This is a genomic window from Serratia sp. NGAS9 (assembly GCF_009905295.1).
Taxonomy (GTDB): domain Bacteria; phylum Pseudomonadota; class Gammaproteobacteria; order Enterobacterales; family Enterobacteriaceae; genus Serratia; species Serratia bockelmannii.
The window spans coordinates 1,083,506-1,106,100 of sequence record NZ_CP047605.1; the positions used below are offsets into that span (position 1 = coordinate 1,083,506).

Here is a 22,595-nt window from a genome sequence, read left to right on the forward strand (position 1 = left end):
AGCCTGAGCGACAATTTGGTTTTGATAACGCAAACAGGAAGATGACATGTTGAAAACCGCAGGCTGGCTGCTGCCCGCCATCCTGGCGCTGGCGGGGTGTTCGTCATCCGGCCAAGGTCATGAGCAAACGCTTAGCCAGGCGCTGGCGGCCCTCGGCCAGGACAAGGCGCTGGTTGGGGCGTCGAGCGGCGTGATGGTGCGCGATGCCGAGAGCGGCACCGTGCTTTATCAGGCGCACGCGGAGCAGCGTTTGGCGCCGGCTTCCAACATGAAGATGTTCACTTCTCTGGCGGCGTTCGGCGTGCTGGGGGCGGATTACCGGTTTGAAACCCGGCTGCTGACCACCGGTGAACAGCGCGGCAACACCTTGCAGGGGGATCTCTATCTGCAGGGCAGCGGCGATCCGACGTTGCATCCTGACGATCTCGACACCTTCGCCGCCACGCTGGCGCAGCGCGGCGTTCGCCAGATTCATGGGCGGCTGATCCTGGACGCCAGCGCGTTCGATCAAACGCCATTCGGCGCCGGCTGGAGCTGGGACGATGAACCCTTTGCCTTCGCTGCACCGATCTCGGCGCTAAACTACGCCTTTACCCCCGGCGGCGATATCAACGTGGTGCGGGTGGATGTGCAACCGGGCGCCCGCGCCGGTGCGCCGGGGCGGGTGAGCTTCTATCCCGCCAATGACGCGGTGACGCTGGTCAACCGTACCAGCACCGGCGGCGACACCGCACTGGCGTTCGAGCGCCAACCGGGCAGTAACCGGGTTGTGGTCAGCGGCACCATTGCCGCGCAGGCGGAGGCCCGTTCGCGATTGATCACTGTCGATCAACCCACCCGCGTGGTTGGTGCCTTACTGCAAAATGCCCTGCGCGCGCACGGCATTACCCTGCGCGGTAATGCTGAAGAGGGTGTGACGCCAGCCGGCGCACAGCTGCTGGCGCAAAAAAACTCGCCGCCGCTCTCCCGCCTGATCGTCACCTTCCTGAAAGTGTCCAATAACGGTTACGGTGAGGTACTGACCAAAGCGATGGGCCGCAAAACGCAGGGTAAGGGGGATTGGGCCGCCGGCCTGCAGGCGATCGGCCAGTTTGTGCAAAGCCAGGGCATCGCGGCCGGCGCGTACCGTCAGGTGGACGGTTCAGGGCTGTCGCGCATGAACCAGATCACGCCGCAACAGCTGACGACGCTGCTGTTGGCGGCCAGAAAACAGCCGTGGTTCGCCGACTGGTATCGCGCTTTGCCCGTCGCGGGCCAGCCGGGGTTGCTGGTGGGCGGCACGCTGCAGCACCGTATGGTAAAAAGCGCGGCGGCGGGGCGCGCCCACGCCAAGAGCGGCTCCATGACCGGGGTCTCGTCGCTCAGCGGCTATGTCGATTCGGCGACCGGACGGCCGCTGGCGTTCGCCATTATCAGCAACAACTATCTGGTGCCCGGCGCGGAGGTGAAGGCGCTGGAGGACCGCCTGGTGGAGACGCTGGCAGCCTGTGACGCCACGGTGGTGTGCCGCTGAGTACGCGGCGTCAGTCGCGTTTGGCGATGTCGGCGAAGCTGCCGGCCAGCAGGCGGCACAGATCGGCGGCGGCCAGCTCGATGTCCAGCCCGCGTTTGCCGCCGGAAACGTAGATGGTGGCGAACGCTTGCGCCGGGCTGTCGATCACCGTCGGCAGCCGTTTTTTCTGCCCCAGCGGGCTGATGCCGCCCACCAGATACCCGGTGACGCGCTGCGCCAGCTGCGGATCGGCCATCTCGGCCTTTTTGGCGCCGAGGGCGCGGGCAACCTTTTTCAGATCCAGCTGGGTGGCGACCGGCGTGACCGCCACCGCCAGGTGTTTGGCGTCGCCGTTCAGCGCCACCAGCAAGGTTTTGTAAACCCGATCGGCATCCAGCCCCAGCTTTCTCACCGCCTCATCGCCGAAGTTGGTTTCGTCGCTGTCGTGGTGATAAGGATGGAGGGTGAAGGCGACCTTTTGTTTCTCAAGCAGAACGACTGCGGGCGTCATGATGTGTTGTCCAAAATGTCCCCAGCGGGGAAGGGGTGATAACCAGTCTTAAAAATACAAAAATCCAACCTGCCCGGCAACCTGAACGGCTGTTACATAAAGCGGGTTGCCAAGATATTCACCGGGTTGCTACCCTGTTTACTGTAACCGTTAACACGGTTGCTATGCGTATAACTAGAATACAAGAAATTCCTCTTTGACTGGCCAATAGCGATATTGGCCACTTTTTTACCCCTGTGGCTGCAGCATCGCCGGCAGGTTATCCTCGCCATACAGGTGCAATGCGCCAACCGCCACCACATAGTCCCCGGCCGGCAGCGCCTCCAGCTGACGCCGCCAGTCGCGATTGCGCTGATGCATCAGCACGTCGTACAGCCCGGCGCTGAAGGTGGCCGGCAGCGTGTCCAGCGTGCCGCGCGGTTTGGCGTCCAGCCACCAGCTCACCATGGTTTGCAGCAGCCGCGCGTTGGTATGCCAGTGTTCCAGCGTATCGCGCAGCAGTGCGATGCCGCCTTCCGGCAGCTGTTCCAGCATTGCCAACTGCTGCTGCGCCCCTTCAAGTTCGATCACCGGTTTGTCCTGCGCCCGGGCGGCCTGCAGCAGCTGATAATCTACGCCGTACTCTGCGCGCAGCCCCAGACGCTGAGCCTGCCGCGCCTGCATCATCAGCGCCACCTGCCAGCCGGGCAGGGTGGCGAAGGCGTGCGGATCGGCGCCCAGTTCGTGGCACAGCGCCAGCAGCTGTTGATACTCTTCGGCGGACAGGCGCTGTTCCAGCTCCGGCTGCTGTTCGGCGTGGTCGAAAGGGGAGGCGGCGCCGGTGATATCGGCTTCGACGATCAGCGCGTCGGCCTGTTGCAGCCGGGCGGCCAGCCGGGGCGGCAGCGGCGACATATCGACGGTGCCCATATGGATGCTGCCCACCAGATGCAGCCGACGTTCGCCCGGCAGGGTGATGTCCAGCGCCGGATAAGCGTAACTTTTGGGCGAGATCAGGCCGAGAAAGGCGGCGAGGCGGCGTAACAGTTGACCCATACGGCGTGGCTCCTGAATAACGGGTGCGCGTTTTCGCGTGCAAGGCGAGGTAAAATCGTCATTCATGCTAAACGCTATCCGCCGCGCAGGGAAGCCCGGAAAACAGCGGGGCGCCTTGACGGCGCCCCGGAGCTCACTTCCTGGGTTTAAAACGCAGCAGCCGGTTGGCGTTGCTGACTACGGTAATCGATGACAGCGCCATCGCCGCGCCCGCCACCACCGGGCTGAGCAGCGTGCCGGTCAGCGGGTAGAGCACGCCGGCGGCGATTGGAATGCCCAGCGTATTGTAGATAAAGGCGCCGAACAGGTTCTGCTTCATGTTGCGCAGCGTGGCCTTCGACAGTTCCACCGCATCCGCCACCCCGTGCAGGCTATGACGCATCAGGGTGATGGCGGCGGTCTCGATGGCGATGTCGCTGCCGCCGCCCATCGCGATGCCCACGTCGGCCTGCGCCAGCGCCGGGGCGTCGTTGATGCCGTCGCCGACCATCGCCACGCGTTGGCCCTGCGCCTGCAGCTGTTTGATCGCCGCCGCTTTGCCGTCCGGCAGCACGCCGGCAATCACCCGATCGATACCGGCCTCTTTGGCGATGGCGTTGGCGGTCACCGGGTTGTCGCCGGTCAGCATCACCAGCTGATATCCCTGCTGGTGCAGGCGCTGCAGCGCCGCGACGCTGTCCTCGCGTAGCGGATCGCGAATGGCGAACAGCGCGGCCGGTTTACCGTCAACGGCCAGCAGCACCGGCGTCACGCCGCGTTCGGCCTGGGCGCGCATCGGCGCATCCAGTTCGTCGGCCGCGACCTGATGCTGTTCCAGCAGCGCGGCGTTACCCAGCAGCAACTGCGCGCCGTCGATCTCCCCGCTGACCCCGGCGCCGCGCAGGGTGCGGAACTGCGCCACCTGCGGCAGCGTTTGCCCGGCGGCGCGTTCCATGATGGCGCGCGCCAGCGGGTGGTTGGAGCCTTGTTCCAGCGCGGCGGCCCAGCCGATCGCCTGCTGCTCGCTGACCTGATTGAAGGTCAGGATCTCCACCACCTGCGGTTTCCCTTCGGTCAGGGTGCCGGTTTTGTCGAACACCAGGGTGTCCAACTGGCTGGCCTGTTGCAGGGCGTCGGCGTCGCGAACCAGCACGCCGAACTCCGCCGCGCGGCCGACGCCGGAGATGATCGACATCGGCGTTGCCAGGCCCAATGCGCACGGGCAGGCAATGATCAGCACCGTAGTGGCGATCACCAGCGTATAGACCAGCTGCGGCTGCGGGCCGAAGAAGTACCACATCGCTGCGCTGAACAGGGCGATCGCCACCACCGCCGGCACGAACACCGCCGAGACGCGGTCAGCCAACTGGCCAATCGCCGGTTTACTGCTCTGCGCCTGACGCACCAGTTTGATGATGCGCGCCAGCGTGGTTTGGCTACCGATGGCGGCGGCGCGGAACAGCACGCTGCCGTCGTCGACCACCGTCCCGGCATGCACCGTATCGCCGGGGCCTTTCTGCTGTGGCACCGCTTCGCCGGTCAGCATCGCTTCATCGAGCCAGACTTCGCCCTGCACGATTTCACCGTCGACCGGCACGCGATCGCCGGTGGTCAGCCGCAGCGTCATGCCGAGCTGCACCTCCGCCAGCGGGATATCGCGTTCGCCGTCGTCGGTCACCAGCCGCGCGGTGGGCGGTGTCAGATCCAGTAACCGCTCCAGCGCCTGTGAAGAACGCTGACGAGCGCGCTGCTCCAGCGCATGGCCGAGGTTGATCAAACCGATGATCATCGCGCTGGCCTCGTAATAGAGGTGGCGCGCTTCCGTCGGGAAGAAATCGGGCCAAATGTTGACGGCGATCGAGTAAAGCCAGGCGGCGCCGGTGCCGAGTGCCACCAAGGTATCCATGGTGGCGCTGCCGTTCATCAGCGCGCGCCAGGCGTTGCGGTAGAAGTGCCCGCCGGCAAACACCATCACCGCCAGGGTGATGACGCCGACCAGCAGCCAGGGGCGCTGGGTTTCCGGCGTCAGCGTCATGCTGCCGCCGAACAGCCCCCAGGCCATCAGCGGGATACCCAACGCCAGCCCCAGCGCTGCCTGCCAGCTAAAGCGCTTCATGTTGGCGCGTGCGGTCTGCTGTTGGCGTTCGCGACGTTCGGTCTCGTCCTGAATCATCTCGGCACCGTAGCCGGCTTTTTCCACCGCCGCTACCAGTGCCTGCGCATCGGCGGCGCCGGTGACCAGCGCACTGCGCTCCGCCAGGTTGACGCGCGCGTGTTCAACGCCGGGGACGCTTTGCAGCGCATGCTGCACTTTATTGACACAGCTGGCGCAAGTCATGCCGCTGAGCAGCAGCTGTACGCTGTCGTCCGCGTTGTCGGTTGCCGGAAGGGGAGGCTGCGCCGCTGGCTGAACGTCCGGCAACGAAGGTGTTGCGTCAGTCAACGGCTCAGTTTTTGGGACGACGGCACCCGCCACGCTGGCGTGATAACCGGCATGTTCCACCGCGGCGATCAGCGCCTGCGGATCGGCATCGCCGTACACTTTCGCGCTGTCGATCTCGACCTCGGCGGCGAACACCCCCGGCACCGCTTCCAGCGCCTTGCGGGTGCTGCCGACGCAGTGCATGCAGCTCAGACCGCTCAGCTGCAGTTTGGTGTCGGCGCGCGGCGCGACTTCGGCCTGATAGCCGGCGGCGATCACGCTGTCGATCAATGCGCTGTCCGGCGCTTCGCCGGTCACTTTGGCGTAATGAACGTTAACCTCCGCCTGTTCGACATCGCTGCGGCTTTCCAGGGCTTTTTTCACCCGCTGCGCGCAGTTCATGCAGGACAACCCCTGCAATGCCAGCATAGTGGTGTGTGACATGATTGAACTCCTTGCGTAGAGGCGGTGTTTAAAGGTTGACCGCCTGACCTGTTTTCACTAAGAATGGAGCTTAAACCTTCCAGCAAGGGTAAGGTCAAGGAGGGAAAATGAATATTAGCGACGTCGCGAAAAAAACCGGGTTAACCAGCAAGACGATTCGTTTTTACGAAGAGAAAGCGCTGATTACCGCCCCGATCCGCAGCGACAACGGTTACCGCCACTATTCCGCCAAGCATGTCGAAGAGCTGACGCTGCTGCGTCAGGCGCGGCAGGTGGGCTTCAACCTGGACGAGTGCCGCGAACTGGTGGCGTTGTTCAACGATCCGGCCCGCCACAGCGCCGACGTGAAGGCACGCACGCTGCAGAAGGTGGCGGAGATCGAAAAGCACATCAGCGAGCTGGGGAACATGCGCCAGCGCCTGCTGACGCTGGCGGAACAATGCCCGGGCGATGAGGGGGCGGAGTGCCCCATCATCAATAACCTGGCGGGGTGTTGTCGTTCTAATTAACGGCTGATGGCGCGGATCACCAGCGTGACCCCTTCCACCGCCACCACTTCCACCTCGGTGCCGGCGGGCAGATCTTCCGCCGCCTGCGCGCGCCAGCTGCTGTCGCCGATATTAATGCGCCCCATACCGTTGTGCATCGGCTCCGTCAGCGTGGCGCGGGTGCCGATCAGCTGGCGGTTGCGCTGGTTGAGCACCGGCGACCCGCCGGATGCGGCTGCCGGGCGCCGACGCAGCCAGTACCACCACAGGTAAGCGACGACGACGGTCAGGACGGCGAAGATCATGCCTTGCCATGCCCAGGAAAGCGGCGGCAGTAGCCAGATCAGGGCGCCGACCAACAGCGCCGCCACACCGCTCCACAGCAGGTAGCCGCCGGCGCCGAGCATTTCCGCCGCCAGCAACACGCCCCCGAGAGAGAGCCAGAACCACAGCGGATTCGCCGCGATCAGTTCGAGCATGATTATTTGCCTTTGCTTTCTTTCAGCAGTTCGGTAATGCCGCCGATCGAGCCGAGCAGGCTGCTGGCGTCCAGCGGCATCATCACCACTTTGCTGTTGTTGGAGGAACCGATCTTTTGCAGCGCGTCGGTGTATTTCTGCGCCACGAAGTAGTTCACCGCCTGAATGTTGCCGCTGGCGATGGCGTCGGATACCAGCTGGGTGGCGCGCGCCTCGGCCTCGGCGGCGCGTTCACGCGCTTCCGCCTGCAGGAACGCCGACTGGCGTTCGCCCTCGGCCTTCAGGATCTGCGATTGTTTCTCCCCCTCGGCGCGCAGAATGGCCGCCTGACGCACCCCCTCTGCCTCCAGGATGTCGGCGCGCTTGGTGCGCTCGGCCTTCATCTGGGCGTTCATCGAGGCGATCAGTTCCGCCGGCGGCCGCACGTCGCGGATCTCGATACGGGTGATTTTCACCCCCCAAGGATTGGTCGCTTCATCGACGATGTGCAGCAGGCGGCTGTTGATGCTGTCGCGCTGCGACAGCATTTCGTCCAGCTCCATCGAGCCGAGCACGGTGCGGAAGTTGGTCATGGTCAGGTTGACGATCGCCTGTTCGAGGTTGCTAACCTCGTAGGCGGCGCGCGCCGGATCGACCACCTGGATGAAGCACACCGCGTCGATGGCGACGTTGGCGTTATCGCGGGAAATCACCTCTTGGGAAGGGATATCCAGCACCTGCTCCATCATGTTGATTTTGCGGCCGATGCGGTCCATGAACGGCACCACCAGGTTCAGCCCCGGCATCAGCGTTTTGGTGTAGCGGCCGAAGCGTTCTACCGTCCATTGGAACCCCTGCGGCACAATTTTGACGCCGGCGAACACCACAATCAGCGCGACGACGATCACGATGGGAATAAAAGTAAGCATGCAAACCTCCTGTCAGACATATGTAAACAGATATTACGTCAGCGCCGGAAAAATGCCTACTGATACCGCGACTTAATCCAGGGCGCTGACGCAACCCGCGAGCGGTGGATCCCGCGTCTGGAACAGAGTGTTGTCACGACAAGTGTGGCACAGCTGAAAAATAAGTATGCCTAAATGGCATGATTTCAATAATTTTTATTCATTTCATGCTGTTGCTCGCCTTGGCTAGAGTAAAAACACCCCCTGTATTTACCGTCAAAAAGTTGTCATTTTTATTTGCGACTATGCTTTTTGAAATGACATTTCGGCCAAGGATTGTTATGGATTCGCTCAGTGTTGATGAACTCGCCCAGAAGAAGGATCGTTGGTATCGCATTGTGGAGGAGATGTTGGCGGAAGCCGGCGTCGCCATCAACGGCCCGCGCGCCTGGGATATCCGGGTGCATAACCCGGCGCTGTTCAAACGCATTTTGCAGGAAGGCTCGCTCGGCTTCGGCGAAAGCTATATGGACGGCTGGTGGGAGTGCGAACGGCTGGACATGCTGTTCACCCGCATTCTGCAGGCCGGCGTCGATGAACGGTTGCCGAAAAGCCTGAGCGACATCGCGCGCATCGCCTATGCCCGGCTGTTCAATCGCCAATCGCGCAAGCGTGCCTGGCAGGTGGGCAAAGAGCACTACGACATCGGCAACGACCTGTTCCGGGCGATGCTCGATCCTTATATGCAATACTCCTGCGGCTACTGGAAAGAGGCGCAGACGCTGGAGCAGGCGCAGCAGGCCAAGCTCAGGATGATCTGCGAAAAACTGCAGTTGAAACCGGGCATGACGCTGCTGGATATCGGTTGCGGCTGGGGCGGATTGGCGCAGTTTGCGGCGCAAAACTACGGCGTCTCGGTGCACGGCGTGACCATTTCGGCCGAGCAGCAGAAGCTGGCGCAGGCACGCTGCGCCGGGCTGGACGTCGAGATCTTGCTGCAGGATTACCGCGATCTGGATCGTCAGTTTGATCGCATCGTGTCGGTCGGCATGTTCGAGCACGTCGGGCCGAAAAACTACGAGACCTACTTCAGCGTCGCGGCGCGCAACCTGAAGCCCGACGGTCTGTTCCTGTTGCACACTATCGGTTCCAATCAAACCGATCTCAACGTCGACGCCTGGATAGACAAATACATCTTCCCCAACGGCTGCCTGCCTTCGGTGCGGCATATCGCCGAGGCCAGCGAAGGGCGTTTCGTGATGGAGGATTGGCACAACTTTGGCGCCGATTACGATCGCACGCTGATGGCCTGGCTGGAGAATTTCAAACGGGCGTGGCCGGATCTGATGGGCGGTTATTCCGAGCGCTTCGAACGCATGTTCACCTATTACCTGAACGCCTGCGCCGGCGCGTTCCGTTCGCGCAACATTCAGCTGTGGCAGGTGTTGTTCAGCCCGGCGGGCGTGGAGGGCGGGGTGCGGGTCTATCGCTAATCCCCGTCATATTTCAAGCTGGCTGCACGTTCGAGCCCTGGTCACTTAGTTATCTAAGCTCCCAGGGCTTTTCACATTTGCCGCCTGGATGCAGCTTCAAGTATGACGGATATCAGTACAGCAGGGAGTACAGCTGGCGGCGATATTTAGCGGCCAGCGCGTCGCCGGTGCCGAGCGCGGCCAGAATGTCCATCAGGGTTTTGCGCGCGCTGCCGTTGGCGGCGGCCAGATCCTTCTTCAGATGCCCCATCAGCAGTTCCAGCGCTTCTTCGTTACGCCCGACCTGATGCAGCTGCAGCGCCAGCTGCACCGCCAGTTCGACGTTGTCCGGCTGCTGCTGCACCTGTTGTTGCAGCTGCTGGATTTCCGGCGTGTCCGCCGCCTGCTTCAACAGTTCAATCTGCGCCACCAGGCCCTGATAGCGGGTATCGCGATCCTGCAGCGGGATGGTCGCCAGCACAGCTTCGGCATCTTCGCTGCGGCTGAGGGCGATCTGGGTTTCGGCCAACGTCAGACCGATGTCGCTGCGCTGCTGGCTGCTCTGCCAGGCGTCTTTCAGCAGCGGCAGCGCTTCGGCGGCGTTGCCGGCGGCCAGCAGCTCCTGCGCCTGTGCCAGTTTCAGATCTTCTTCCTTCGGCAGGAAACGCTGCAGCAAATCGCGAATCGCTTCTTCCGGCTGCGGGCCCTGGAAGCCGTCGACCGGCTGACCGTCTTTGAACAGGTAGACCGTCGGAATGGAACGCAGCCCGAATTGCGAGGCGATCATCTGTTCGGCGTCGCAGTCCACCTTGGCCAGAATGAACTGACCGGCGTATTCCGCCGCCAGCTTGTCCAGCACCGGCGTGAGCTGCAGGCAGTGTTGGCTGCGCTCGGACCAGAAGTAGAACAGCACCGGAATGGACATCGATTGTTCCAGCGTCTGGTGCAGGTTAGTTTCGTTAATATCAACAACAGCTTGAGCTAGCATCTTTTTTCTCTCTGATCGTGCGGAGCCATGGGGTGTAGATGGGGGCGCGCCGCCATTCTTCAACCCCGGCGGGCGAATTAAGCGTTGCTGCGCAGCAGCCAATCCAGACAGCGGCCCGGCAAAATGCGGCGCAGCACGCTCATGGCGTGCGCCAGCAGGGTCACCGGGTAGCGCAATTTGGCGCGCGGGCTTTCCAGCGCGTGGCGCAATTTGGGCAGAATGGCCTCCGGCGGCAGCGTCAGACGCTTGGCGATACCGGGATTGTGCACCGGCTTGTCGCTCTGCGCCTGGTTGACGTTCTGGCTAAAGTGGGTGGAGATCGGCCCCGGTTCGATCAGGCTGACCTGAATGCCGCTGCCGTGCAGCTCCATGCGCAGCGCGTCCGACCAGGCTTCCAGCGCGAACTTGCTGGCGGCGTAGGCGCCGCGCCCGGCGCTGGAAACCAGGCCCATCACCGAACTGGTCTGAATAATGCGCCCTTCGCCGTGCGGCAACATCGCGGGCAACAACAGTTGGGTCAGTTGGTGGGTGCCGAACAGGTTAGTGGCGAATTGCCGCTCAAGCTGGCTGCGCGAAATGCGGCTGAGCGGGCCGTAAACGCCGAAACCGCCGTTATTGAACAGGCCGTACAGGCGGCCGTCGGTCAGCGCGATCACCTCGGCGGCGGCGCGCTCGACGCTGGCGCTGTCGTCCAGATCCAGCTCGATGCCTTCCAGCCCGAGCTGGCGCATGTTTTCCACGTCCTGCGGTTTGCGGCAGGCAGCCAGCACCCGGTAGCCGCGGTTGCGCAGATCCTGCGCCGCAATCAAGCCAATCCCGCTGGAACAGCCGGTTATCAATACCGCTTTTTGCATAACTTTACCTAGTGTACGACCCTAATTTAGTGAGACTCATGCTTTACTAGAGGCTCCAGGCGCTCCGCCATCCAGGTGGCGATAAACGGCTGGGCATCCCCATTGGGGTGCAATCCGTCATCCTGCATCCATTCCGGCTTCACCACCACCTGTTCCATATAGAACGGCAGCAGCGGAATGTTGAACTGTTTGGCCAGCGCCGGGTAGACGGCGCTGAACGCTTCAGTATAGCGGCGGCCGTAGTTCGGCGGGATGCGGATCTGCATCAGCAGCGGCTGCGCGCCGGCTTGCTGCACCAACGTGATGATTTGGCCGAGATCGCGCTGTACGTCCTGCGCCGGGAAGCCGCGCAGGCCGTCGTTGGCGCCCAGCTCGATCAGCACCCAGCGCGGCTGATGCTGTTTCAGCAGCGCGGGCAGACGCGCCAGCCCCTGCGCGGCGGTGTCGCCGCTGATGCTGGCGTTGACCAGCTGCGGCGCGCCCGATTTTTTCTGCCACTGTTCGGCCAACAGCGTCGGCCACGCCCGCTCGATCGGCAGGCGGTAGCCGGCGCTTAAACTGTCGCCCAAAATCAACAAGGTATCGGCGGCGGCAGCGCGTAAACTGAATAATCCCAACAGCAAAAGGAAGGGAAGATGCCAGCGGAAAACGTTCTTGAAGTTCATCATCTTAGTAAACACGTTGGTCAGGGTGAGCATCAGCTCACCATCCTTACCGGAGTCGAGCTGCTTGTCAAACCCGCGCAGACGATCGCCCTGATCGGCGAATCCGGATCGGGGAAATCGACCTTGCTGGGCATTTTGGCCGGGCTGGATGACGGCAGCGAAGGCGAGGTGCGCTTGCTCGGCGAGTCGCTGACCGCGCTGGACGAAGAGGGGCGCGCCGCGCTGCGCGCCAGGAATGTCGGCTTCGTGTTTCAGTCGTTCATGCTGGTGCCGACGCTGAACGCGCTGGAGAACGTGCAGCTGTCGGCGCTGTTGCGCGGCGAGAGCGACAGACAGAGCCGCGAGCAGGCGGTGCAACTGCTCGATCAGTTGGGGCTGGGGAAACGGCTCGATCACCTGCCGGCGCAGCTGTCCGGCGGCGAGCAGCAGCGCGTGGCGCTGGCGCGCGCCTTCAGCGGCCGACCGCGGGTGCTGTTCGCCGATGAACCGACCGGCAACCTCGATCGTCAGACCGGCGATCGCATCGCCGACCTGCTGTTTTCCCTCAACCGCGATTTTGACACTACCCTGATCCTGGTGACCCATGACGAAACCCTGGCGGCGCGCTGCCAGCGGCGGCTGCGGCTGCGTGAAGGCAAGCTGTGGGAGGAAGCATGATCTGGCGCTGGTTCTGGCGCGAATGGCGCTCGCCGTCGCTGCTGATCGTTTGGTTGGCGTTGACGCTCTCCGTGGCCTGCGTGCTGGCGCTGGGCAGCATCAGCGATCGCATGGACAAAGGGCTCAGCCAGCAGAGCCGTGACTTTATCGCCGGCGATCGGGTGTTGCGCAGCGCGCATCCGGTGCCGGAAGGCTGGCTGCTGGACGCGCAGCAACAGGGGCTGAAGGTGAGTCGTCAGCTGTCGTTCACCACCATGACCTATGCCGGCGATCGGCCGCAGCTGGCGGACGTGAAAGCCACCGATCTGGCCTATCCGCTGTACGGCAAGCTGGAAACGCGCCCGGCCAACATCCAGCCCGAACCGGGCAGCGTGCTGGTGGCGCCGCGTTTGCTGGCGCTGCTGAACGTGAAAGTGGGGGATTCGCTCGAGGTGGGCGACACCACGCTGCGCATCGCCGGTGAAATCATTCAGGAGCCGGACGCCGGTTTCAATCCGTTCCAGACCGCGCCGCGCATCATGATCAACCTGGCGGACGTCGATAAGACCGGCGCAGTGCAGCCGGGTAGCCGGCTGACCTACCGCTACATGTTCGCCGGCGCCGAGCCGGATATTCAGCGTTACGAAGCGCGGTTGACGCCGCAGTTGACGCCGGATCAGCGCTGGTTCGGGCTACAGGAGTCCGGCAGCGCGCTCGGCAAGTCGCTGCAGCGCTCCCAACAGTTCCTGCTGCTGTCGGCTCTGCTGACGCTGCTGTTGTCGATCGCTGCCGTGGCGGTGGCGATGAGCCACTATTGCCGCAGCCGCTACGATCTGATTGCGGTGCTGAAAACTCTTGGTGCCGGGCGCGGCGCGCTGCGTAAATTGATCGTCGGCCAGTGGCTGGCGGTGATGGCACTGGCGGCGGTGTGCGGCGGGGCGATCGGGCTGGCGTTCGAAGCGCTGCTGATTCGCCTGCTGAAACCGGTGTTGCCGGCTGCATTGCCCGCCGCCGGCGCCTGGCCGTGGCTGTGGGCGCTCGGCGCGCTGGTGCTGATTTCGCTGCTGGTCGGGTTGCGGCCGTATCGCCAGCTGCTGGCTACCCAGCCGCTGCGGGTGCTGCGCCGCGATGTGGTGGCCAACGTCTGGCCGCTGCGCTACTTCCTGCCGGTGACGGTGGCGATCGTGGTGGCGCTGTTGGTGACGCTGATGGGGGCCAGCACGCTGCTGTGGGCGATTCTGGCGGGTATGGCGGTACTGGCGCTGCTGCTGGGCGGCATCGGCTGGGGCAGCCTGCTGCTGCTGCGCCGCATCACGCTCAAGAGCCTGGCGCTGCGGCTGGCGGTCAACCGCCTGCTGCATCAGCCGTGGGTGACCATCAGCCAGCTGGCGGCGTTCTCGCTGTCGTTCATGCTGCTGGCGCTGCTGTTGGTGCTGCGCGGCGATCTGCTCGAACGCTGGCAGCAACAGCTGCCGCCGGACAGCCCGAACTATTTCCTGCTCAACATGACCGAGGCGCAGGTGCCGCAGGTGAAAACCTTCCTGCAGCAGCACCAGATCAAACCGGAAACCTATTACCCGATCGTCCGGGTGCGCCTGACCGAGATAAACCAGCAGGTGGCGACCGAACGGGTGCATGAAGACGATCCGGGCGGCGAGGCGGTGAACCGTGAGCTGAACCTGACCTGGCTGGCCGAACTGCCGGATCACAATCCGTTGGTGGCGGGCAATTGGCCGCCGAAAAGCGGCGAAGTCTCGATGGATGAAGGTATCGCCGGGCGGCTGAAGATCACGCTGGGCGACACGCTGACCTTCAGCGGCGATACCCAGGCGTTCAGCGCCAAAGTCACCAGCCTGCGCCAGGTGGATTGGGAAAGCCTGAAGCCGAACTTTTACTTTATCTTCCCGCCGGGCGCGCTGGACGGCCAGCCGCAGACCTGGCTCACTAGCTTCCGCTACGACGGCGACGGCCAGATGCTGACCCAGCTCAACCGCCAGTTCCCAACGCTCAGCCTGCTGGACATCGGCGCGATCCTGAAACAGGTCGGCGGCGTGCTGCAACAGGTCAGCCGCGCGCTGGAGGTGATGGTGGTGCTGGTGGTGCTGTGCGGCGGCCTACTGCTGCTGGCACAGGTGCAGGTCGGCATGCGTCAGCGCCGCCAGGAGCTGGTGGTGTACCGCACGCTGGGGGCCGGCAAACGGCTGCTGCGCCGCACGCTGTGGTGCGAGTTCGCCCTGCTGGGGCTGGTGGCGGGCATCGCGGCGGCGGTAGGCGCCGAGGCGGCGCTGTGGCTGCTGCAGAGCCGGGTGTTTGACTTCCCGTGGACGCCGACGCCGGTGCTGTGGTGGGCGCTGCCGCTGGCCAGCGCGCTGCTGCTGTCGCTGTGCGGCGGCTGGCTGGGCGTGCGCCTGCTGCGCGGCCGGGCGTTGTTCCGCAGTTATGAGGGCTGATCTTGCTGTCGCAGGTCCGTTGCCGCCAAGCGTGGCCGGGCCTGCCGTTTTTCTTGGGCGCGTTACTGGCGCTATTCCTCTTCATGCCTACCTTGAGTGAAATCGATTACACTTATGTTGTGTCAATACGGCTACCTTTGATAATCGGTGCAACGGATATCAGGTCGGTTTCGCCTATTATATGCATTAATTTATAGGGTTATGCATAAATTAAGCGACTTTATCCACCTTGAAAAACAGCATATCCATTTTTAATGGAATGTAACCGTTTTCACTAATGTGATCGCACTCACTTATCTTCGACGCATTGCCTCCTATCATGTCGCACACTGATGACCGTTTTCTCCTGGAGGCTGTATGAGCGATACCGTCAAAGTGACACCGGCGGAGAAAAGCCCGACTCATGTCGGCATGACTTTTTTCGTCTGTTTTTTAGCCGCCTTGGCCGGCCTGCTGTTCGGTCTTGATATCGGCGTGATCGCCGGCGCCCTGCCGTTTATTACCGAGACTTTTCAGATCACCAGCTCTCAGCAGGAGTGGGTGGTCAGCTCAATGATGTTTGGCGCCGCCGTCGGCGCTATCGGCAGCGGCTGGATGAACTTCCGGCTGGGGCGCAAATACAGTTTGATGATCGGCGCTATCCTCTTCGTGGCGGGATCGCTGTGTTCTGCGTTCGCCCCCAACGTGGAGGTGTTGATCGTTTCACGTATTCTGCTGGGATTGGCGGTGGGGATCGCTTCTTATACCGCGCCGATTTATCTTTCTGAAATCGCGCCGGAGAAAATCCGTGGCAGCATGATCTCGATGTATCAATTGATGATCACCATCGGCATTCTGGCCGCTTACCTGTCTGATACGGCATTCAGCTATACCGGTGCCTGGCGCTGGATGTTGGGCGTCATCACCATCCCGGCCGGGCTGTTGTTGGTCGGCGTGTTCTTTTTACCTGACAGCCCGCGGTGGTTGGCCTCGCGCAATCGTCATGAGCAGGCGCGTCAGGTGTTGGAGAAGCTGCGCGACAGCAGTGCCCAGGCGCAGTATGAACTGAATGAAATTCGTGAAAGCCTCAAACTGAAGCAAAGCGGTTGGGCGTTGTTCAAAGGCAATAAAAATTTCCGCCGCGCGGTTTTCCTTGGCATTCTTCTTCAGGTGATGCAGCAGTTCACCGGGATGAACGTCACCATGTATTACGCGCCGAAGATTTTCGGTCTGGCGGGCTTCGCCAGTACGGAACAGCAGATGTGGGGCACGGTGATCGTCGGTCTGGTCAACGTGCTGGCCACCTTTATCGCTATTGGGCTGGTAGACCGCTGGGGCCGCAAGCCCACTTTGATCCTTGGGTTTATCGTGATGGCCGTCGGCATGGGGGCGCTGGGAACCATGATGAACATCGGCATGAACTCGGCGGCGGAGCAATATTTCGCCATCGTCATGCTGCTGATGTTTATCGTCGGCTTTGCCATGAGCGCCGGCCCGCTGATTTGGGTGCTGTGCTCAGAGATCCAGCCATTGAAAGGCCGCGATTTCGGCATCACCTGTTCCACCGCCACTAACTGGATCGCCAATATGATCGTGGGGGCGACATTCCTGACCATGCTGAATTCGTTGGGTAGCGCTCACACCTTTTGGGTCTATGCGGGGCTTAACGTGCTGTTTGTTTTCATCACGCTGGCGCTGATCCCGGAAACGAAAAATATTTCTCTGGAACATATTGAACGCAATCTGATGGCCGGCAAACCGTTGCGTAACATCGGCTCGCGTTGATCTTTGCGGCAAAAAAAAGGTTCAGCCTGGGCTGAACCTTCTTCTTTTCGGCGGTATAAACCGTTAAGCCAGCTTCTGCTGTGCCCAGGCCAGCCCGCTTTGGTATTCACCCGGCAGCAGCGGTGCCAGCGCCTGCAGCGCCTGGCGCAGATCGGCGGCGCTCGGGTCGTTCAGATTGAGGTGGCCGACCTTGCGGCCCGGGCGCACCTCTTTCTCATACCAGTGCAGATGCACCAGCGGCAGCGACAGCCACTGTTCGTTGACGGCGGTGCCGATCAGGTTGACCATCACCGACGGCGTGCTCACCACCGGCTGCGGCAGCGGCAGGCCGAGAATCGCGCGCAGGTGCAATTCGAACTGGCTGATGGACGCGCCGTTTTGCGTCCAGTGGCCGCTGTTGTGCACGCGCGGCGCCAGTTCGTTGATCAGCAGCCGATCGCCGACGATAAAGCACTCCATCGCCATCACGCCGACGTAGTTCAGCTCGTTCAGGATCGCCGCCAGCATCTGCTCGGCCTGTTGCTGCAGTGCCGGGTTGGGCTGCGGCAGCGCCACGCTGGTGCGCAGGATGCCGTCTTCATGCAGGTTGTGGGTCAGCGGGTAGAATACCGAACGGCCGTCGTGGCCGCGCGCGCCCACCAGCGACACTTCGCCGGAGAAATTGATGCCTTGCTCGACGATGCACTCGCCATAGGCGTCGGCCGGCAGTTCGGCTTCCTGGCCCGGGCGCAAGCGCCATTGACCGCGGCCGTCATAGCCGCCGACCCGGCGTTTGACGATCGCCAGCTCGCCCAGCGCAGCGAACACCTGCGGCCATTCGGCGGCGCTCGCCAGCAGCTGCCACGGCGCGGTCGCCAGGCCGAGCTGGTCGAGCAGCTGTTTTTGCGTCAGGCGATCCGCCAGACGCGGGAAGATGTCACGGTTGACGAAGGCGCTGTGGGTCGCCAGCTCGCGCGTCAGCGCGGTTTCTGGCCAGCGTTCGATCTCGGCGGTAATGACGCTGTTCTGATACGGCACCGCTTCAGGTTCGGCATCGATGCCGACAGGGTAGACGGCGATGCCCAGCGGTTCGCCGGCCTGGCGCAGCATGCGCCCCAGTTGGCCGTTGCCCAGTACGCAAACCGGCTTCATGCGTCCTCCCGCGGATCGGGGTGGTTCAAGACGTCTTCGGTCTGCGCCTGACGCCAGTCCGCCAAACGCTGCGCCAGCGCGGCGTCGTGCAGCGCCAGGATCTGCATCGCCAGCAGCCCGGCGTTGGCGGCGCCGGCTTTGCCGATCGCCAGCGTGCCCACCGGAATGCCGCGCGGCATCTGTACGATGGAGTACAGGCTGTCTACGCCGCTCAGCGCGGCGCTTTGCACCGGCACACCCAGCACCGGCACCAGGGTTTTCGCCGCCAGCATGCCCGGCAGGTGCGCCGCACCGCCGGCGCCGGCGATGATCACGTCAAAGCCGTTGGCGGCAGCCTGCTCGGCGAAGCTGAACAGCTTGTCCGGCGTGCGGTGAGCGGAAACGACTTCGACATGGAAGGGGACATCGAGCTGGGTCAGGACTTCGGCGGCGAACTGCATGGTGGCCCAGTCACTTTTCGATCCCATTACAATTGCGATTTTAGCCCCGGTAGTGGCGGCTGAAGCGGCGTTGGCTCCCATGGGTGTAAGGCTCCTGTGATTTTTCTGGCGTCGGCTGAGGGCCGAATGAGGGCGTAGAGCATACCATGAGCGCACGGCTAGGAAAACGGTTGCGTCGCCGGTTTTCACCGTCGAAAGCGCGAATTTTTACTCGCGCGCCAGTGCGGAATTCAGAATGGGAATGAGATCAGCTCGACGGCGTCGGCGCTGACTTTGATCATCGATCCTTCGACGTGCCAGGCACCCAGCACCGCGCGATGGGCTTCGCCGTTGCTCAATGCCAGCCGGTGCACCGCCGGGCGATGGGTATGGCCGTGGATCATCCAGTGCACGTCGTGGCGCAGCATGGTTTGCTCGACCGCCTGCGGGTTGACGTCCATGATGGCGTCCGACTTGTACTGGTTGGATTGCTGGCTGCGGGCGCGCATCTTGGCGGCGATCTTCAGTCGCCAGCGCAGCGGCATCGCGAGGAACAGTTTTTGAATCAGCGGGTTGTGCACTTTACGGCGGAATTGCTGATAGGCTTGATCGTCAGTGCACAGGGTGTCGCCGTGCAGGATCAGGATCCTGCGGCCGTACAGCTCCAGCACTTTTTCTTCCGGCAGCAGCTGCATGCCGCTGGCGCGGGCGAAGCGTTTGCCGAGCAGAAAATCGCGGTTGCCGTGGATGAAATAGCAGGGCACGCCGGCCTGTTGCAACGTTTTCAGCGCCGCGGCGATCTCCGCATGCAGCGGCTCGGGATCGTCGTCGCCGATCCAGGCTTCAAACAGGTCGCCGAGGATGTACAGCGCGTCGGCGTGCACCGCTTCGCGCCGTAAAAAACGCAGAAAACCGGCAGTGATTGCCGGTTCCTGTGCGCACAAGTGCAGATCTGCGATGAACAGCGTACTCATGCAGCCGCGATTACTCGCTGACGGTCACGCTGTTGATCACGACGTCTTCTACCGGTACGTCCTGGTGCATGCCGCTGCGGCCGGTTTTCACGCCTTTGATCTTGTTGACCACGTCCATGCCTTCAACCACTTCTGCAAACACGCAGTAGCCCCAACCTTGCGCGTTTTCGCCGCGGAAGTTCAGGAAGTCGTTGTCAGCCACGTTGATGAAGAACTGTGCGGTGGCGGAGTGCGGATCGTTGGTACGTGCCATTGCCAGGGTGCCGATGGTGTTTTTCAGACCGTTGTTGGCTTCGTTCTTGATAGTCGCGTTGGTCGCTTTCTGGTTCATGCCCGGCTCGAAACCGCCGCCCTGGATCATGAAGCCGTTGATCACACGGTGGAAGATGGTGTTGTCGTAGAAACCGGCGCGGCAGTAGTTCAGGAAGTTTTCAACGGTAACCGGCGCTTTGTCAGCAAAGGTCTTGATAACGATATCGCCGTGATTGGTGTGGAAAGTAACCATAGTTTTAATCCTAACAAGGTGAAGTGAGACGTCACGTAAAGCGAGTGAACATTCAGACCGCCCTTATAACATATCCGCCCCAGCGAGTCAGCAGCGGCTCAACCGCGCACTGTCTGTGGTAATTGCATTTATGTTATATTATAACAATTACGCCGACCGCCGAATTTCGCGCATTTTATTCGCGTGAAATCAGCAAAGCATGGCCTTAACCTTGCAATAGATCAGGCTTCAGGTTTCAATACGCTACCGGGCGGAAAACCTGAAGCCCGGTTATCTTTTTTGTTATCACGCACACCACGGAATCTCCCGATGCTAAAGATTTTTAATACCCTGAGTCGTCAAAAAGAGGAATTCAAACCCATTCATGCCGGGAAAGTGGGCATGTACGTGTGCGGGGTAACCATCTATGACCTGTGTCACATCGGCCACGGTCGTACCTTTGTCGCTTTCGACGTGGTGGCGCGTTACCTGCGCTACCTCGGCTATTCGCTGAACTACGTGCGCAACGTCACCGACGTGGACGACAAAATCATCCGCCGCGCGGCGGAAAATCATGAAACCTGCGACCAGCTGACCGAACGCATGCTGGCGGAAATGCACGCCGACTTCGACGCGCTGCTGATCGACCGCCCGGATCAAGAGCCGCGCGCGACCCAGCATATCGCCGAGATCATCGAGATCACCCAGCGCCTGATCGATCGCGATCACGCCTATGTGGCCAGCAACGGCGACGTGATGTTCTCCATCGACAGCGATCCGCAATACGGGCTGCTGTCGCGCCAGGATCTGGATCAGCTGCAGGCCGGCGCGCGCGTGGAAATCGACGACGTGAAGCGCAACCCGATGGATTTCGTGCTGTGGAAGATGTCCAAGCCGGGCGAGCCGAGCTGGCAGTCGCCGTGGGGGCCGGGCCGTCCAGGCTGGCACATCGAATGCTCCGCCATGAACTGCAAGCAGCTGGGCACCCACTTTGACATTCACGGCGGCGGTTCCGATCTGATGTTCCCGCACCACGAGAACGAGATCGCACAGTCGAGCTGCGCCCACGACGGGCCGTACGTCAATTACTGGATGCACTCCGGCATGGTGATGATCGACAGAGAGAAGATGTCCAAATCGCTGGATAACTTCTTCACCATCCGCGACGTGCTCGGCCATTACGATGCGGAGACGGTGCGTTACTTCCTGATGTCCGGCCACTATCGCAGCCAGCTGAACTACAGCGAAGAGAACCTCAAACAGGCGCGCACCGCGCTGGAGCGCCTCTATACCGCGCTGCGCGGTACCGACGCCGATGCCGCACCGGCCGGCGGCGAAGCGTTCGAAGCCCGCTTCCGCGAAGCGATGGACGACGACTTCAACACCCCGGAAGCCTACTCGGCGCTGTTCGATCTGGCGCGCGAAGTTAACCGCCTGAAGGGTGAAGACATGGCGGCGGCCAACGGCATGGCGGCGGAACTGCGCAAGCTGGCGAACGTGCTCGGCCTGCTGCAGCAGGAGCCGGAGCAGTTCCTGCAAGGGGGCGCTCAGGTTGACGACGGCGAAGTGGCGGAGATTGAAGCGCTGATCAAACAGCGTAACGAAGCGCGCGCCGCGAAGGATTGGGCGCTGGCGGATGCCGCTCGCGATCGGTTGAACGAGATGAACATCGTGCTGGAAGACGGCCCGCAGGGCACCACCTGGCGCCGTAAGTAATCCGGCCGCAGGGAAAAACAAAAAAGGCGCTGAATTCAGCGCCTTTTTCTATGGCTGCGGGTTAGGGTTTAACCATGACCTTGCCGCCGTTGAACTCCACGACCTGATCGGCGACGATCTTGCAGCGTTTGCGGGTTTCGACCTTGCCGTCGACTTTCACCCGCCCTTCGGCGATGACTTCTTTGGCGCCGCCGCCGCTTTCACACCAGCCCTGGAACTTCAGCAGATCGCACAGTTCGACGTGGGGATGATTGTCCAGATTGAAAATTTCCATACTGCCTTACTTATTTAGGTTGAACGTCGTGATATTCCTCGCAGGCCTGCAAGGTATTTTGGATCAGTGTAGCAACGGTCATCGGGCCGACGCCACCCGGTACTGGGGTTATGTAGGCGGCGCGCTCGCTGGCGGCGTCGAAATCGACGTCGCCGACCACTTTACCGCTTTCCAGACGGTTGATGCCGACGTCCACCACGATGGCGCCCGGTTTGATCCAGTCGCCCGGAATGAAGCCCGGCTTACCGACCGCCACCACCAGCAGATCGGCGTTCTCGACGTGATGACGCAGATTTTTGGTGAAGCGGTGGGTGACGGTGGTGGTGCAGCCGGCCAGCAGCAGCTCCATGCTCATCGGGCGGCCGACGATGTTGGACGCGCCGACCACCACGGCGTTCAGGCCGTAGGTATCGATGTTATAACGCTCCAGCAGGGTGACGATGCCGCGCGGCGTGCACGGGCGCAGCTTAGGCGCGCGCTGGCACAGGCGGCCGACGTTGTACGGGTGGAAGCCGTCGACGTCTTTGTCCGGGTGGATGCGTTCCAGCACCTTGACGTTATCGATGCCGGCCGGCAGCGGCAGCTGCACCAGAATGCCGTCGATTTCTGCGTCGGCGTTCAGCTGGTCGATCAACGCCAGCAGCTCGGCTTCACTGGTGGCAGCGGGCAGGTCGTAGGAGCGGGAAAGGAAGCCGACTTCATCGCAGGCGCGGCGCTTGCTGGCGACGTAAATTTGCGAAGCCGGATTCTCGCCGACCAACACAACCGCCAGCCCTGGGGCGCGCTTGCCGGCCGCCAGACGTTGTTTCACTTGCTCAGCCACTTCGTTTCTAACCTGCTGCGCAATCGTTTTACCATCAATAATCTTTGCTGACATCAGTGTGGAAATCCATCAATTAAGAAAAGCGGGGATGCCGCTATTCTGGCAGAAGCTGAGCGCGCTGTCAGGCGCAGAATCACCCTCGCCGCCGTTGCCGACGGCGATTTACGCTTTTTTTATATCGGCCTCAGGATCCTCTACGCCATTTTTA

Annotated in this window: 21 protein-coding genes; 7 read left to right on the top strand and 14 right to left on the bottom strand. The window is 62.1% G+C overall.

The annotated features are described in order from the left end of the window. The first annotated feature begins 46 nt into the window (after positions 1-46). Positions 47-1,513, top strand: a complete 1,467-nt coding sequence (gene dacB, locus GUC32_RS05090; RefSeq protein WP_060447634.1) for a D-alanyl-D-alanine carboxypeptidase/D-alanyl-D-alanine-endopeptidase — start codon at positions 47-49, stop codon at positions 1,511-1,513. Between the two features lie 10 nt (positions 1,514-1,523). Here dacB and ybaK read toward each other — a convergent pair whose 3' ends face one another. The 3 genes from ybaK to copA all read right to left on the bottom strand — a co-directional run bounded on the left by ybaK (position 1,524) and on the right by copA (position 5,883). After that, complete coding sequence (gene ybaK, locus GUC32_RS05095) at positions 1,524-2,003, bottom strand: Cys-tRNA(Pro)/Cys-tRNA(Cys) deacylase YbaK (RefSeq protein ID WP_004940240.1); 480 nt, start codon at positions 2,001-2,003, stop codon at positions 1,524-1,526. Between the two features lie 228 nt (positions 2,004-2,231). After that, on the bottom strand, positions 2,232-3,038 hold the full coding sequence (locus tag GUC32_RS05100) for a TraB/GumN family protein (RefSeq protein ID WP_025301805.1): 807 nt from the start codon (positions 3,036-3,038) through the stop codon (positions 2,232-2,234). 133 nt (positions 3,039-3,171) lie between these two features. After that, positions 3,172-5,883 carry a copper-exporting P-type ATPase CopA gene (copA, locus tag GUC32_RS05105; protein ID WP_369435590.1) on the bottom strand — a complete coding sequence of 904 codons (2,712 nt, stop codon included), beginning with the start codon at positions 5,881-5,883 and terminating at the stop codon, positions 3,172-3,174. A 107-nt stretch (positions 5,884-5,990) separates the two neighbouring features. Here copA and cueR point away from each other — a divergent pair, with 107 nt between their 5' ends. Next, positions 5,991-6,392 carry a Cu(I)-responsive transcriptional regulator gene (cueR, locus tag GUC32_RS05110; protein ID WP_025301807.1) on the top strand — a complete coding sequence of 134 codons (402 nt, stop codon included), beginning with the start codon at positions 5,991-5,993 and terminating at the stop codon, positions 6,390-6,392. Here the strand turns inward: cueR and GUC32_RS05115 are convergent. Continuing rightward, complete coding sequence (locus GUC32_RS05115; RefSeq protein ID WP_025301808.1) at positions 6,389-6,850, bottom strand: NfeD family protein; 462 nt, start codon at positions 6,848-6,850, stop codon at positions 6,389-6,391. The two genes, cueR and GUC32_RS05115, sit on opposite strands and share 4 nt — an antisense overlap. Before the next feature lie 2 nt (positions 6,851-6,852). Beyond that, positions 6,853-7,758 carry an SPFH domain-containing protein gene (locus GUC32_RS05120; RefSeq protein ID WP_004940203.1) on the bottom strand — a complete coding sequence of 302 codons (906 nt, stop codon included), beginning with the start codon at positions 7,756-7,758 and terminating at the stop codon, positions 6,853-6,855. Between the two features lie 320 nt (positions 7,759-8,078). On the opposite strand from GUC32_RS05120, the gene cfa reads away from it, so the two are divergent. Then, positions 8,079-9,230 (top strand): cyclopropane fatty acyl phospholipid synthase, encoded by a 1,152-nt coding sequence (cfa, locus tag GUC32_RS05125; RefSeq protein WP_025301809.1) that lies wholly within the window; start codon positions 8,079-8,081, stop codon positions 9,228-9,230. A gap of 112 nt (positions 9,231-9,342) precedes the next feature. Here cfa and GUC32_RS05130 read toward each other — a convergent pair whose 3' ends face one another. The 3 genes from GUC32_RS05130 to tesA all read right to left on the bottom strand — a co-directional run bounded on the left by GUC32_RS05130 (position 9,343) and on the right by tesA (position 11,716). After that, entirely contained in the window at positions 9,343-10,197 is an 855-nt protein-coding gene (locus GUC32_RS05130; protein ID WP_025301810.1) for a co-chaperone YbbN, read from the bottom strand. A 77-nt stretch (positions 10,198-10,274) separates the two neighbouring features. After that, positions 10,275-11,051, bottom strand: coding sequence for an SDR family oxidoreductase (locus GUC32_RS05135; RefSeq protein WP_004940195.1), 777 nt, complete (start codon positions 11,049-11,051; stop codon positions 10,275-10,277). A 26-nt stretch (positions 11,052-11,077) separates the two neighbouring features. After that, positions 11,078-11,716 (bottom strand): multifunctional acyl-CoA thioesterase I/protease I/lysophospholipase L1, encoded by a 639-nt coding sequence (tesA, locus tag GUC32_RS05140; protein WP_161800806.1) that lies wholly within the window; start codon positions 11,714-11,716, stop codon positions 11,078-11,080. Between tesA and ybbA the strand changes: the two genes are divergently transcribed. The 3 genes from ybbA to GUC32_RS05155 all read left to right on the top strand — a co-directional run bounded on the left by ybbA (position 11,687) and on the right by GUC32_RS05155 (position 16,566). After that, positions 11,687-12,373: a putative ABC transporter ATP-binding protein YbbA gene (gene ybbA, locus GUC32_RS05145; RefSeq protein WP_369435591.1), complete on the top strand. Its 687-nt coding sequence runs from the start codon at positions 11,687-11,689 to the stop codon at positions 12,371-12,373. The genes tesA and ybbA overlap by 30 nt on opposite strands. After that, positions 12,370-14,802, top strand: coding sequence for a putative ABC transporter permease subunit YbbP (gene ybbP, locus GUC32_RS05150; protein WP_025301813.1), 2,433 nt, complete (start codon positions 12,370-12,372; stop codon positions 14,800-14,802). Before ybbA ends, ybbP begins: the two co-directional genes overlap by 4 nt. A 357-nt stretch (positions 14,803-15,159) precedes the next feature. After that, positions 15,160-16,566, top strand: a complete 1,407-nt coding sequence (locus GUC32_RS05155; protein WP_043135713.1) for a sugar porter family MFS transporter — start codon at positions 15,160-15,162, stop codon at positions 16,564-16,566. A gap of 63 nt (positions 16,567-16,629) precedes the next feature. Here GUC32_RS05155 and purK read toward each other — a convergent pair whose 3' ends face one another. The 4 genes from purK to ppiB all read right to left on the bottom strand — a co-directional run bounded on the left by purK (position 16,630) and on the right by ppiB (position 19,595). Further along, positions 16,630-17,697, bottom strand: coding sequence for a 5-(carboxyamino)imidazole ribonucleotide synthase (gene purK, locus GUC32_RS05160; RefSeq protein ID WP_004940189.1), 1,068 nt, complete (start codon positions 17,695-17,697; stop codon positions 16,630-16,632). Continuing rightward, positions 17,694-18,218: a 5-(carboxyamino)imidazole ribonucleotide mutase gene (gene purE, locus GUC32_RS05165; RefSeq protein WP_025301815.1), complete on the bottom strand. Its 525-nt coding sequence runs from the start codon at positions 18,216-18,218 to the stop codon at positions 17,694-17,696. Before purE ends, purK begins: the two co-directional genes overlap by 4 nt. Positions 18,219-18,367: 149 nt before the next feature. Then, positions 18,368-19,090: a UDP-2,3-diacylglucosamine diphosphatase gene (locus GUC32_RS05170; protein ID WP_043135719.1), complete on the bottom strand. Its 723-nt coding sequence runs from the start codon at positions 19,088-19,090 to the stop codon at positions 18,368-18,370. 10 nt (positions 19,091-19,100) lie between these two features. Beyond that, the gene (ppiB, locus tag GUC32_RS05175; RefSeq protein WP_025301816.1) at positions 19,101-19,595 is read right to left on the bottom strand and encodes a peptidylprolyl isomerase B; all 495 of its coding nucleotides are present in this window, start codon (positions 19,593-19,595) and stop codon (positions 19,101-19,103) included. Positions 19,596-19,904: 309 nt separating this feature from the next. On the opposite strand from ppiB, the gene cysS reads away from it, so the two are divergent. Next, positions 19,905-21,290 carry a cysteine--tRNA ligase gene (gene cysS, locus GUC32_RS05180; RefSeq protein ID WP_025301817.1) on the top strand — a complete coding sequence of 462 codons (1,386 nt, stop codon included), beginning with the start codon at positions 19,905-19,907 and terminating at the stop codon, positions 21,288-21,290. 61 nt (positions 21,291-21,351) lie between these two features. Here the strand turns inward: cysS and ybcJ are convergent, their stop codons facing one another. Both ybcJ and folD read right to left on the bottom strand, forming a co-directional pair. Then, positions 21,352-21,564 (bottom strand): ribosome-associated protein YbcJ, encoded by a 213-nt coding sequence (ybcJ, locus tag GUC32_RS05185; RefSeq protein WP_025301818.1) that lies wholly within the window; start codon positions 21,562-21,564, stop codon positions 21,352-21,354. Between the two features lie 10 nt (positions 21,565-21,574). Then, complete coding sequence (gene folD, locus GUC32_RS05190) at positions 21,575-22,441, bottom strand: bifunctional methylenetetrahydrofolate dehydrogenase/methenyltetrahydrofolate cyclohydrolase FolD (protein WP_016928798.1); 867 nt, start codon at positions 22,439-22,441, stop codon at positions 21,575-21,577. Positions 22,442-22,595 lie beyond the last annotated feature (154 nt).